Annotated in this window: 11 protein-coding genes; all 11 read right to left on the reverse strand. The window is 49.6% G+C overall.

Annotated features, from left to right (window positions below):
* Positions 1-12: 12 nt before the first annotated feature.
* Positions 13-1,425 carry a carbohydrate ABC transporter permease gene (locus R2X38_RS24520; protein WP_317524966.1) on the reverse strand — a complete coding sequence of 471 codons (1,413 nt, stop codon included), beginning with the start codon at positions 1,423-1,425 and terminating at the stop codon, positions 13-15.
* A complete protein-coding gene (locus R2X38_RS24525; protein WP_317524967.1) occupies positions 1,418-2,512 on the reverse strand; it encodes a sugar ABC transporter permease in 1,095 nt (364 codons plus the stop codon). Before R2X38_RS24525 ends, R2X38_RS24520 begins: the two co-directional genes overlap by 8 nt.
* A 12-nt stretch (positions 2,513-2,524) precedes the next feature.
* Complete coding sequence (locus R2X38_RS24530) at positions 2,525-3,760, reverse strand: extracellular solute-binding protein (protein WP_317524968.1); 1,236 nt, start codon at positions 3,758-3,760, stop codon at positions 2,525-2,527.
* A gap of 189 nt (positions 3,761-3,949) precedes the next feature.
* A complete protein-coding gene (locus R2X38_RS24535; RefSeq protein ID WP_317524969.1) occupies positions 3,950-4,921 on the reverse strand; it encodes a LacI family DNA-binding transcriptional regulator in 972 nt (323 codons plus the stop codon).
* 285 nt (positions 4,922-5,206) lie between these two features.
* The gene (locus tag R2X38_RS24540) at positions 5,207-5,836 is read right to left on the reverse strand and encodes a CatB-related O-acetyltransferase (protein WP_317524976.1); all 630 of its coding nucleotides are present in this window, start codon (positions 5,834-5,836) and stop codon (positions 5,207-5,209) included.
* A gap of 448 nt (positions 5,837-6,284) precedes the next feature.
* The gene (locus tag R2X38_RS24545; protein ID WP_317524970.1) at positions 6,285-7,175 is read right to left on the reverse strand and encodes a carbohydrate ABC transporter permease; all 891 of its coding nucleotides are present in this window, start codon (positions 7,173-7,175) and stop codon (positions 6,285-6,287) included.
* A 2-nt stretch (positions 7,176-7,177) separates the two neighbouring features.
* Positions 7,178-8,281: a sugar ABC transporter permease gene (locus R2X38_RS24550; RefSeq protein WP_317524971.1), complete on the reverse strand. Its 1,104-nt coding sequence runs from the start codon at positions 8,279-8,281 to the stop codon at positions 7,178-7,180.
* A 6-nt stretch (positions 8,282-8,287) separates the two neighbouring features.
* Positions 8,288-9,556, reverse strand: coding sequence for an extracellular solute-binding protein (locus R2X38_RS24555; protein WP_317524972.1), 1,269 nt, complete (start codon positions 9,554-9,556; stop codon positions 8,288-8,290).
* Between the two features lie 149 nt (positions 9,557-9,705).
* Positions 9,706-10,263: a DUF1439 domain-containing protein gene (locus R2X38_RS24560; RefSeq protein WP_317524973.1), complete on the reverse strand. Its 558-nt coding sequence runs from the start codon at positions 10,261-10,263 to the stop codon at positions 9,706-9,708.
* 218 nt (positions 10,264-10,481) lie between these two features.
* On the reverse strand, positions 10,482-11,594 hold the full coding sequence (locus R2X38_RS24565; protein WP_317524974.1) for an NADH:flavin oxidoreductase: 1,113 nt from the start codon (positions 11,592-11,594) through the stop codon (positions 10,482-10,484).
* 112 nt (positions 11,595-11,706) lie between these two features.
* The gene (malI, locus tag R2X38_RS24570) at positions 11,707-12,729 is read right to left on the reverse strand and encodes a Mal regulon transcriptional regulator MalI (RefSeq protein WP_317524975.1); all 1,023 of its coding nucleotides are present in this window, start codon (positions 12,727-12,729) and stop codon (positions 11,707-11,709) included.
* Positions 12,730-13,137 lie beyond the last annotated feature (408 nt).

Genomic DNA, 13,137 nt, shown 5'->3' on the forward strand with positions numbered 1-13,137 from the left:
AAAATTTCCTAATTAACCTTTAACAGCGGAAGAAATATCGTTACCAACGAAGTAACGTTGGAAAATAATGAAAACAATCAGTACAGGGATCGTGGACAGGAAGGCCCCGGCCAGGATCAGGTTCCAGTCGCCAGCAACACCGTAAGCGTTACGTAGGCTCAATAGACCAACAGGAAGCGTGTAGGCATCTGTCGGGCTGTTGATAACCACCAGCGGCCAGAAGAAATCATTCCATGCGCCCTGGAAGCCCAGGATGGTGACCGACATGATGGCCGGCTTCGCCAATGGCATGAAAATACGGAACAAAATAGTGGCTGGGTTGGCACCGTCGACAATCGCGGCCTCTTCCAGTTCCTTCGGTACACTCTCGAAGAACTGCTTCATAATCAGTACCTGTCCCGAGGCGACAATGGCGGTTATCACAGCCCAAGGGGTGTTGAGCAAACCAATGTCACGGTAGATCAAGTAGTTCGAAATGAAGGTCACCTGACCCGGTACCATCATGCTCAGCAGCATGAAAGCAAACACAAAGCGCGCACCGGTAAACTTCAATCGCGCCAGGGCATAACCTGCTGTACATGCAAAGAACAGGGTCAGCAGTACCTTGCCGAAGGCGATGAAGAATGAGTTCATCGTCCAGCTCATAAACAGGCTCTTGCCGGTTTCAAGGCTGACGGACTCGGTGTAAACCCTTACATAGCTTTTGAACACATAACCAATCACACCCGGTGCAAGGTTGTCCCACGCGGCAACTCGGCCTCGACGCTCCATACGGTTCGGTGACAGGGTGCTATCCACCAGTACCTGGCCACGAGGGGCGGTGATGTTAAGTGGCAGGGTATCCACTACCGGACCATCGCCTTCGTAGCGGACAGTGAATTCCCACGTCGCGCTGTTGCCTTGGCGGGTGACTTCACGTTTACCGCGTTGCTCGACAAACGTAACGTCGCTGGCTTCGCCAATCAGCTTCGGCTCGGAAACCACAGCGTAATCGGCCGCAAACTCGGTGGTAATAGCCGCCGCCATACCAGTACCCGGACGGCGACGAGGCACTTCAATCACAGGGATAGTGAGTTCGTCACCCTCTTCGACCGCATAAGTCACCTGGAAAGAGATATCCGCACCCGGTGCAAAGCCACCAAACCAAGGGGCACTGTTGCCGTCATTACCCAGCTGATAAGCTGCAGACCAGTTAGCAGGCTGTACCTGGGCAAAATTGAACTTGAATGGTTGCTCCAACGGGTCATCTTTGAGGCTCGCCATGAAAGCGACCACAAACGTACCCAGCATCACGGTCGCAATCATCATCAGCGCACCGTAAACCCAGGCCACCTTGGCCCAGCGGCGGCGGGCGTGGAACTTACTGATTTGCTCCATGCTAACCGCCGGTTTTTCAGCTGGTTGTGCCAGTGCCAAATCAGACATCTGCTTTCTCCTTCACACCGAAAATTTTCTGAATGTAAACCACGACCAAGGTAATGAACGCCAGTACCAGTGATGCAGCACTTGCCATACCGATTTGCGGTATACCGCCCGGTGGGAAAGCATTGTGGTAAACGTAGTAAGCCAGGGTAATACGTGACTCTAGTGGTGCAGCGGCACCTAATAGGGCAACCTGGTCAAACATCTGCAGCGTACCGATGATGCCGAAGGTGATAACGACAAAGGTCACCGGTGCAAGCTGAGGAATCGTGATGTGCCAGTGCTGTTGCCACTTCTTCGCACCATCGATGCGGGTTGCTTCGTACAGCTCCTCTGGGATCCCTTGCAAGCCAGCCAAAAACAGCAGCATGAAGGTCGGGATCGTGGTGTAGATGTTCTGGATAACAATCGCCCAAAGCGTCAGCGGCATCGGGCCAACCTCTTCACGGGTGTTGAGCCAGTTCACTTCCACCACATGACTTGAGGCTTCAACCAAGCCGGTCATCGAGCCAACCAAGGTGATCACTGCGGCAATCATGCATGACAGGATTCCCCAAGCCGGATCGAACCAGCTTGCCGGCAAACCGTGGATGCGGTCACGCCACACCAGTACCAGCTGGCAAATCGCAGCAGTAACTACAAAGCACGTCAGGTACGGGGAGTTTGCCGCTACCGAAGTCAAAAAGCCGTTGAGGTAACCGTTCTTTTGGTAGAACCAAATAAAAATCAGGGTAACGGCAGCACTCGACAAAATACTCGGCAGGTAAAAAGCTGTGCGGAAGAAAGACTTACCGCGGATTTTGGAGTTGACCAAAATCGCCAAGCCCAATGCCAATACCGTCTGGATAACCGTCACAATCACCGAGAAAGCCACCGTGTTACCCAATGCCAGCAAAAACAAGTCATCCTTGAACAGAGCAACAAAGTTATTCAGGCCAACCCAGACCGCCTCAGAAAACAGATCGTATTCCGTAAAACTGAAGTAAACGGTACGAACCAAGGCATATAAGAAGAAAACAACCAGGGTCAGAACGAATGGCCCAGCTAGGAGCCACCCGTAAACCTGTTCACGTAAGCGAAGGGAATTCATTGCAAACCTCGCTTACTTGCCAGTCATGGCGTCGTATTTCGCCTGAGCCATCTTGATCGCTTCATCAGCGGTCATTTGCTCAAGCAATACGGCGTTCAGGGCTTCGTTCACTGGTTGCATCCAGTTCGAGCCATGCAGACCGAAGGCAAATGGCATCACGTGGCCGCTTGAAGCACCGTCGAAAATGGTTTTCGCTAGCTGGTTTTCCTGATCAGGCTGGGCAAAGTATTCCGCCTCAGACAGATCTGCACGGCTTGGTAGGGCAAGACCCGAATCCAGCACCCAGTTCTGTGCTTTTTGGCTAGTCAGGATGTCGACAGCCTTGCGGGTCGCTTCAACATTGGCACCATCACCATTGATACCCCATGCCACAGTAAACAGCAGGTTGCCACGCTCACCAGTCTTGCTATCGACAGGCATCATCGTCGAGCCATACTGCATGTTCGGCGCTTTATCGCGCAAATAGCCGCTTATCCAGTTACCTTCGATGGCAACTGCCGTCTCTTCTGTGCCGAGGCAACCACCACCCCAGCTCTGGCCGATATCAGAAGCAAGAATGCCAACACCTTCAGACTTAAGCGAAGTGTAGAATTCAAACGCACGACGGAAATCGTCGTCCAGAATAGTTTGGCCATTTTCGTTAAATGGCTTCCAACCGGTTGATAGCGCAAATGGAGCGAAACGTGCGTAGTCAGGCATCACACAGATACCGGAGACTTCATCGCCCAGCTCAGCTTTAATCGCTTTTAGCTTAGTCAGCAGATCTGTCCAGGAGTCTTTGTTGGTTGGGTAGTCAACGCCGGCATCATCGAAGATATCTTTGTTGAATTGCAGCGCTAAAGTATTGAAATCTTTAGCAACGCCGTACTGCTTATCTTCTAGGGTGAATGCTAGGTTCAGGTTAGGAAGGATTTGCTCTGAGACCTTATCCAAGCTCTTGTCGTTTGCCGCAACCTTGCCAGAGTTCACCAATGCCTGAGCCATCAAGACATCAATGTAAAACGCATCCGGCGCTGTACCCGCAGACAAACCATTGATGATGTACTGCCCGAAGTCACTTTCAACCGGCATGTATTTGATGGCAATACCTGCCGCCTTGAAATCTTCAACCAGGACATCATTCACCAGTTTGTTCATGGCAACGACATCATTGCCGCCCCAACCAGCAATCGTCACTTCAGTTGCAGCCATTGTGTGGGAAGCCATGCCTGCTAACAGCAGAGATAACGCCAATGCTTTTTTGTTCATTGTTGTCCTCACCTTTTCGTCCAATCCGTAAAATCTGAGGTGAGTTTACGATCTTAACGTAAACGTTTACGTTAACAGGATCACAAAAACGTAATAGGTAGGGGCAATTTGCTATAGAGATAAAAAAAGCGCGACTCTCGTCACGCTTTTACGTTGAAATATAATGGGAAGGTATATTTTTTGCTTAGATCAGCTTGTTTTGCCGACTTTCAATGTGACAGGGATCACAGCACCACGGGGCATTTCACCGGCAATTGCTGCTTCAAGTAACTCAGACACTTTTTCGGCAATATCGTGCGGGTCCTGGACAATCGTTGTCAGCTCTTTCGCTACCCCAGGTAAACCGTCATATCCGACAACAGAGAAGTCCTCTGGCACCTTGTAACCTCTATCTTGCAAGGCAGCAATCAAACCAATCGCCGTCTCATCACACTCACAGACGAAGCCATCAAGGGACCCCAGCTGTTTTTCGTCCATATTGAGGAAATAGCGATAAGCGGCAATCTCTCCCAGCGGCTCACTGGTGGTGCGGATCTCTCTGACTGGCAAGCCCTTGCTCGCCATTGCCGACATATAACCTTGGTAACGGAACTGATAACCTCCGCCGTAAACCGTCGGGGTGACAAAAGCGATTTGCTTACGCCCACGCTCCAGTAAGTGCTCGGTTGCTTGGCGGGCACCATTGAAGTCATCCGGTGCCACCCAGAACACACCATCGCTACAACCTATTGAAACAAATGGAACTCCTGTTTCTTTTAGGTACTTGGCGCGGGCGTCGTTATCTTCAACCCCGAGCAAAATCGCCCCAGTGATCTGGCTGATATCGGTATCTTGTTCGACCGGCAATAGGTTCTGGCCTTTTTTGCGAATCGCAGAAGATAATGCAGGCCAGAGCATGCCAAGGTAGCGCGAAGCAACGAAGTCATGTGGCCCCATGGAAATAGCAATGGTATTGCTATGCCCTGCCGTCAATTCCCTTGCCGAGGTATTCGGGATGTAGTTAAGCTCAGCACAGATGTCTAAGATGCGCTTACGTGTTTTTTCGCTAATTCCCGGTTTGTTGTTCAAAGCCCGGCTGACCGAAGCAATCGAAACGCCAGCTCTTTCTGCCGCTTCTTTGATGGTCGCTTTTGGAATATCGACTGGTTCCATGACGTTCATTTTCTTCCCCATAACAGATCACTTAACTATTTTCGTAAAGTTTACGTAAATACTCAAGGTCAATTTTCTCAAACTGCTGGACACTTTACGCCTCAGAATCACACAAAACAACACGAACAGCTTAACTTTTTACCAACTTTTAGGTACTTACATCACGCTTTAGCCTTTACGTAAATCTAAGAAAGCCAAAATTAAAAACTACTCATTCGAGTTATTGATGAAAAAACCGACGTAACACAAGTAAATAGCAGCCTACAGAAAGCGTCTAAAGGCTGCTAACACTGATCAGTTCACGTAACTAAGGTGAGCGTGTTCCAATGCCTCAATATCATTGCTGCAGATCACATCTTTGAGGGCATCGAACTTGGCTTCAGGCCAATCGTAGATTTTCAAGGCCAACAAGCGTTCGATAGTATCTGGCGCAAACCGTTTACGTATGGTTTTCGCCGGACTGCCGCCAACGATGGTATATGGCTCGACATTTTTGCTGACAACGCTATTGGCAGCGACAACCGCCCCTTCGCCAATGCTAACCCCCGGCATGATCATCGCACGCATGCCAATCCAGCAGCCATCACCAAGATGGGTATCTCCTTTTGATTGGTAGGCTTCGTCAATCTTGTCCATAAACGGGTAAAGCGAAAACCAGTCGGAACGGTGGGTATGGTTACCCCCCATCAAAATCACCGCTTCAGCACCAATACAGACATAATCGCCGATATACAGCTTGTCGATATCCCAACGGGGTTCGCGATGGCAAGTTTGTTCGTCACCATGGAGGTAACGCACCACCGAGCGCTCAAAGCCATTATCGTAAGCATCGCTGTAATAGCTATGGGTGCCCTTGATGGAAATGTTTTTGTTTTTGACTGTTTGATGGAGCAATTCCATTTTCGTCCAGTGCTTGTTATTCATCATCGTTTCATTCTCATAAAATAGAAAAACTGAAAGCCGATGGAAGAGCGGAGTAAACCACAGCAAACTACTTGCGTTATCTTTTTATCGGCAAGCTAGGGTGCACATAGTGTTGGGCATGGTCTCGCATCATTCTTCGGCAGTAAATAAGTGAGTATTATTTACTGCCTGCACTAAGCGATTTGGGGCTGCTTGAGGTAAGCAATTTTGGCAACAAAGATGCACACGCGCTTGCGGGTAAGCTTAGCCATCTTGTGCACCTCCGTCGTAATTGGTTTTATGAATAGTTCAGAGCGTGATCATAACGATATGCCCACCGGCGTCAACAATAACGAGAGAGCTGTAATAGAAAACTCATTTTCCTAAAATGGTTGCTAGTTAAGCGCTCTCACCGACCTCTTCCCTGCCATTTCACCCTGCTGCCGCTACAGCCCATCAGCAACAAGGTTTACCCTTTGATCCCCGCCCCTGCCATCGACTGGACAAAGCGGCGTTGGAAGAACAAAAACACTGCCAGCACCGGAAGCGTGATCAAGGTAGCGTAAGCCATGACCTCACCCCATGAGGTATTCACCCCAAAGAACTGCTGTATACCCAACATCACCGGCCTGACGTCTTCACTCTGTACCACCATGACAGGCCAAAGGTACTGGTTCCAGTTGGTCAGGAACTGCAAAATAGCTACCGTCGCAAACACCGGCTTCGACATTGGTACTATGATCCTCCAGTAAATCTGCCACGGGGTAGCGCCATCTACCGCTGCAGCCTCATCGAAATCCTTCGGGATATCCTTGAAGAACTGGTAGAACAGGAAGATAGAAAACGCATTGGCGACACCGGGCAAAATCTGTACGTGGTAGCTTTTCAGCCAAGACTGGGCAAGGATAAACTGCCCATCCTGCCATTCGATCCACGGCAACTTTGCCACCAGCATCAATAATGGGATCACGATGGCTTCGAAAGGCACGATCAGCAAGGCAATAATCCCAGCTAAAATCCATGCCTGCCCCCTCCAGCGCAACCTTGCCAAGGCAAACGCCGCCATAGAGTTAATCAATAACCCCAGTAACACACTGATGCCAGTGATCAACATCGAATTGTAGAAGAACCGTACGATATTACTTTTATCAAACACCGCGCGGTAGTTGTCGAGGGATAGCTCACCGCTTGGCAGTATTGCTCGCAACGAATAGAGATCTTTGAAAATCTGCGCCTCAGGCTTGAACGATGACACCAGCATGAAAAGCAGGGGAAAAGCGAAGATATAAGCGAGAAAAAGCATCACTGCGCACATCAGGATCCGTTGGTAACGGTTATTGAAATGGAAACGTGACACCATGATTACTTCTGCCTCCGGCTCATGAAGCGCTTCTGCAATAGGGCGATAATGAAGATGACAATAAAGTACACCACACTGATAGTTGCCCCGTAGGCGATATCCATCTGTCGATACCCTTGGGTTATTGCGTGATACATAACGGTTGAGGTTGAATCCTGTGGCCCGCCCTGGGTCATGACATCAACCTGGGTAAACAAACCAAATGCCGCAATGGTGGTCGAAATAACAATGAACACCAAGGTGTTCTTGAGTCCCGGCAGGGTGATGTAGCGAAAGCGCTGCCAACGGTTGGCACCATCAATACTGGCCGCTTCGTATTGCTCTTTCGGGATCCCTTGCAGGCCAGCCAAAAAGATCAGCATCTGCACACCAGCCCCCTGCCATGCCGACATAATGACAATAGAGGGTATGGCCCAGGCTTTATCTCCGAGCCAGTCCACCGGGCCTAGTAGCCCTAGCGAAAACCAACGCAAGTAGACATTAATTGCGCCCATATCCTTGTGGTAGAGGAAAGTCCAGACAATCGACACCACCACCATCGAGGTCACAACCGGGGCAAAAAAGACCGTTCGGAAAAACAGCGTCCCTTTTAGCCCTTGGTTGACCAAAAGCGCGAGCCCCAGAGCCACGCAGCCTTGCAGCGGCACCACCAGCAAAACAAAGCTCAGGGTATTCCACAAAGAGCGCCAAAACACCGGGTCGCGCGCCAGCAACACAAACGCTTTGTCATCCCAGACTTTAATACTGGCAAGTTGGTAGTAGTAACGCAGTTTGGGATAATCGGATCTCAGTACCGTCCGTAGCCGGGGGTATATCGGATCATCATTCTGATCCAAAATCAGCTCGCCAGCCTCATCTTCCAAGGGTGAAAGCACGACGTAGTTAATACCCAGCAGTCGCTCATAGTTTTGCATACCGACAAACTCAGTCGGATACGGAGACAACAGCCGCTGATTGGTAAAGGTCATGGCGATTGCCATGACAAATGGCAGAATGACAAAGAAGGCCAAACCAAAAAACGCCGGTCCCCCCATCATCCAACCCCAGACTTTCTGTCTTTTTTCTAATGTCATTCCTTTGGATAACATGTCTAACTGCTCTTCCAATCCGTGTTATTCCTGCGGCAGAGAAAAGCCAAAGCCACGGTTGTTATAGATACTGCGTTCAATATTATCGACTGCCATATCCAACTCTTCCTGCGGTTCACCGCCATCTAAAGTATCGCGCATTGCTTTGGCAAACGAAGCCGAAATAATGGCGTAGGCGGGTGTGGCTGGCCTATTTACCGTATACCGCTTAGTAAATTCGTAAAATATGCGCCACTGACCTTCTATGTTGTAGTTCGCGGTCAGCTCGGCGGCAGAGGATTTTGTCGGTATGAATCCGGTGCTTTTTGAAAAAAGCGCGATTTCTTCCGGTTGCATCACGAAATCTATAAAGGCTGCAGCACCATCGGGTGCCTGGCAACTAGTGGTTATCGCCCACTGCCAAGAGCCTCCTCCAATGACCGGACCATGCCCCATATCAGGCACAGGTAGGATAGCCAAATCTTCACCAAAAGCCTGTTGATACTGCCTAACTGACCAGCTGCCGGTGTAGTGAATCGCCGTACGGCCATTAATAAACCCTTGGCTGTCAGCCGGACGGCGGTCAATTAAACCAAACTCAACGAGTTGGGAAAGCCATTCGGCAAACGCCACCGCTTCAGGTGAATTCAGAATGCCTTCAGCTTCTACATAGTTTGAGCGGTCAATCAAATCAGCCCCAAAACTCTGCATTAATGGTGCCCAGCCATAGCTTGGCCACTCGTCGCCCCATCCAGTATTGATATCGAAGGGATACGCAAACTCCCCTGATGCTTTCAATCGCTGCAAGGCGTAATCAAACTCTTCTTTTGTCCAAGGTGATGACAGAGTGGGTACCCGAATTTGATAGCGCTCCAAAATGGAGTGGCGAGTAAAAAGCGTCAGCGCAACATCAAAAGGCCCGACAGAATACAGCTGGTTTTGATACATCCCTCGCCCACCGACGCTGAGACCCTGGTATGTTGCAGGCGCGAGCAAAGGGAATAAAGGCTGTAAAAAGCCAGACCATGCAAAGTTGGGGACGGTCGGTTGGTCGACCCCCAAAATACAGGGCAGCTGACGCGCCAAGGCAGCAGCTGTAATTGATTCGGTGTATGACGCCTGTGGCAGTGACTCAACGACGACTTTCCATTTTTGCTGCGACTGGTTAAATCTCGTCACTTGGTCGGCGCTGGCTTGCATCTCATTGGTGCCCGTTTGATGGCGCCAAAGTGTTAGTTCCCTTGGTGGACCTGATGCAAAAGCGGCAGAAAATAGCCCAAACACTGAGCAAATTACCATGGCGCTTTTAGTCACGTGCGATAACCCCATGTTCAGTCACACAGCCATAACCCATAATCTCTGATCTTAGGGAAATTTGAGGCAGATTAACACCGCCACGCCTGCCGACTGACTATTGCAAGCACTCTCCCCTTTAGGCTGTTGAGCCCAAAGGGGTTGCAAAGTTAATCAAACAACTCGATCACCAGCTTGTTATTCTTGATAACCAAGTTGGGCTCGGCTGATTTGATCAAGGCCTCCTGTACCTTCGAGCTATCCAACTTATATACCGGTTGTTTAGATAGCGCATATCCGATCATAGAGACTGCCGGCTTCAATAGCTTCTTCACTTCTGGTGTCAGCTGCTGGCTACTCTCGTCAAAACGCTCCAACCGCAGCGATTTCAAATACACTTCGCCCGTGTCTTTGTCGTATTCAGGCACGGCACTGAACTCAACGTCGAGATCCAGCCCCATGTTCTTCATGCTAAGCATCTGCACTTGGGCATTGGTACTGGCGAAAACCGATACGCGATCGGCATCAGCCCGGCCAATTTTGACTTCCAAGTCGTCCACAGCAACCTCGGCATACATGACATTTTCGACCCCGACCGATTGGTCTAGGCTAACTGAATCTTGCAGGTAATTGGTCATGTCCTGCTCTGAAATGCTGTAACTGGCGCAGCCCCCAAGCAAAGCGGCAGCCAATGCCGCAGCAAGTAATTTGGCTTTTGTTTTTATCATCAATCACTACTCTTTTCTGTCTACCCTTCAATTGTTAGCACAACAATTGAAAAGTGGTTCACACCCATTTACAGGCGCTTAGTTTTACAGTCATCAATACACTATCCCTGTCCGTATCAAGTCATGGGGACGTCAGTATTCCATGACAACCAACAAGATCAAAAAAGCCAGCAACACTTTGCTGGCTTTACCATCAATAAGACTCAAATCCGGCCTAATTACATGTGCGCAAGCTGGGTCTTTCTTTCCTTGTTCACCACACAGAAGTTACCGCGCTTGGTACGGCACTTCGAGCAGCGCTCACACTCGACAGGCGTTCTATCCCCTTCCTTCCATCTTTTGATCAAATGCGGTTCGGACAATAGCGGACGTGATAGCGCGAAATATTGAATACCTGTGTTCTCTGCGATCTTTTCGATTGCAGCAATGTCCGTCAGACCACCGACAGTAATAACCGGCACGCTAACCTGCTGGCTGATAGCATGGCCGTATTCATGGAAATACCCTTCTTCCTGGATGGTATAACCATCGAAAGACTGGCCAACCATAGTGTTTGCCTTGCCATGGATATTGCCCGAGATGATGATCGCATCAACCCCGACCTCTTCGAGCTTTTGGCATACGATACGGGTCTCGTCAAAGCTCACGCCACCGTCGAAAAATTCCGTCGCCGTCAGCTTCACCAGGATTGGGAAGTCGTCACCGACCAACTTTCTGGTCTCAGCGTAAATCTCCATCAAAAAGCGCATGCGGTTTTCCAAGCTACCACCGTACTCGTCTTCACGGCGGTTGTAGTAAGGGCTCAGGAACTGGTTGATCAGGTAAGTATGGGCAGCATGAATTTCAACCCCATCAAACCCTGACTTTTGTGCCCGCAGGCTGGCCTCGGCAAACGCCTTGACGATGTAGTCAATGTCGTCTTTGGTCATCGCCTTGCCCAGTGTTTGGGTGCCTTTTTCCGGCACTTCACTTGGCGCGAAAATAACCCTTTCGCCAAGGTTAAAGGTAGTTTTGGTACCGCCGTAAGCCAGCTGCATAACGATTTTAGAATCGTTGTGATGCACCAGCTCAGTCAGTTTCTTGTATTCATCGATGAAGGAATCATTGTAGATCCCCATCATGCCGGCATTGGGCTTTTCTTCTTCAACAATATTTGCATAACCGGTTACGATCAGGCCGACTTCACCCTGTGCGAGCTCTTCATAGATAGCGTAAAGCTTATCTGTCATATGGCCATCTTCTGTCGCCATATTTTCCCACGTCGCGCTGCGCATAAAGCGGTTTTTCAACGCCATCTTGCCAATGCGGGTTTCAGTAAACAAAGTGCTCAAGTCCAATCCTCTACAAATATCGTGTGGTACAGCAAAAAGTGGGGGCCGATAATAACGAGGATCCTGCCGGTAAAACTTAATCTAGATTAAAGTAACCCCAAGTAAATCAACTTTACGCCGAGCCACGACTGATAAGCTCTGGAGCCAGTACCACTTTCTCAACCGCTTGCTCGGTGGATTTCATCTTCTGTACCAAGCGTTTACCCGCCTGCGTACCGATATCATTGGCGGTTGACGACATAAAGGTCAGCGGTGGATGAGTGAGCTCCGCCTCTGCCACATCATCAAAGCCAATCAAAGCAACTTGCTGGCCGATATAGTTATCACGCCCGACAGTGCGGTTGGCACGTTCGACCCCATACACTGCCCCCAAGGCAGTTGCAGGACGATGGCATAAGATAGCGGTGATTTTAGGATGCTGGGTCAGCAGGTCTTGTACGGTATTTGCCGCAGCCTTCTGACTGCCCTCACATTCAACTATCCATTCGTTTTTAAACGGCAAGCCATATTGGATCAAAGTCGTGCAATAGCCGCCTATTCGCTCGGCACGGGTCAGTGAATCCCCTTGCCCTCCGACATAGGCAATATGTCTGTGCCCTTGTTCAACCAAGTGTTGCGTAGCACGTTTAGCCGCTAGGGTATTGTCCGGGACGACATAATCGATATCGTCATTCACCGTTGCCCGGGCAACACAAACTGCGGGGATTTCTGCTTGGGACAGCATATCAATCACGCTCTGGCTTGCCCCGCGCAATGGGCTGAACGCCACACCTGCAACGCCTTGCTGGATCATCGACTGTACGCATGTCTCCAACCTTTCTGGTGAGTCACCGCATTGGGCGAGAAAGAGCATAAAGCCATGTTTTTCGAGGATCTGGCTAAATCCAGCGGTGATCTCGGTATAAAAAGGGTCGGTAATATCTTTAAGCACTAAACCAACTAGGTTGGACTGGTTAGAGCGCAAGTTGGCCGCCGCTTTGTTGCGTACATAGCCCAAGGCCTTGATCGCCTCATTGACCTTGTTAATCGTGGCCTCGGAGATCCGTCCTTTGTTGCCAAGGACAAGAGACACGGTCGATACCGACACTCCCGCATATTCAGCAACATCAGTTATTTTTACTTTTCTTTGGGTCATTGGCCATTCGTATCCGTCTTCGAGAGCCCAAGAATATTACATGCCAGTAAAACGTTCTATCGTGCTTTTCACACTTTTACCTCGATCACAGTTTAAATCACTAGCGAAAAACCGATCAGATTTCGTGATCAAACCAGCGAAATCAACTGATAAAACGTTTTATCCTTATTGCGTGAACACATTCAACACGTTGATGCATGAGTACTAACGTCTCTGCCTCAGCGTTTTTTTTCAAAAAATTGATAAAACGTTTTATCAACTCTACCTACACAATAATACGGTTAGGGGTTACCCACTATGTCCAACACATCCAAGAAGACTACCCTATGGGTAACTCCTATCAATTAAGATGTTTGGAGCGAACCACATAGCGGGTTTTACTGATACGAACGGTCCTTGATTTGGGCC

This window comes from Photobacterium rosenbergii, from assembly GCF_033022775.1.
In the GTDB taxonomy this organism is placed as follows: Bacteria; Pseudomonadota; Gammaproteobacteria; order Enterobacterales; family Vibrionaceae; genus Photobacterium; species Photobacterium rosenbergii_A.

Excerpts from the sequence above, each read along its gene's own strand:
- R2X38_RS24520 (WP_317524966.1), bottom strand. The coding sequence starts at position 1,425 with ATGTCTGATTTGGCACTGGCACAACCAGCTGAAAAACCGGCGGTTAGC.
- R2X38_RS24525 (WP_317524967.1), bottom strand. The coding sequence starts at position 2,512 with ATGAATTCCCTTCGCTTACGTGAACAGGTTTACGGGTGGCTCCTAGCT.
- R2X38_RS24530 (WP_317524968.1), bottom strand. The coding sequence starts at position 3,760 with ATGAACAAAAAAGCATTGGCGTTATCTCTGCTGTTAGCAGGCATGGCT.
- R2X38_RS24535 (WP_317524969.1), bottom strand. The coding sequence starts at position 4,921 with ATGAACGTCATGGAACCAGTCGATATTCCAAAAGCGACCATCAAAGAA.
- R2X38_RS24540 (WP_317524976.1), bottom strand. The coding sequence starts at position 5,836 with ATGAATAACAAGCACTGGACGAAAATGGAATTGCTCCATCAAACAGTC.
- R2X38_RS24545 (WP_317524970.1), bottom strand. The coding sequence starts at position 7,175 with ATGGTGTCACGTTTCCATTTCAATAACCGTTACCAACGGATCCTGATG.
- R2X38_RS24560 (WP_317524973.1), bottom strand. The coding sequence starts at position 10,263 with ATGATAAAAACAAAAGCCAAATTACTTGCTGCGGCATTGGCTGCCGCT.
- malI (WP_317524975.1), bottom strand. The coding sequence starts at position 12,729 with ATGACCCAAAGAAAAGTAAAAATAACTGATGTTGCTGAATATGCGGGA.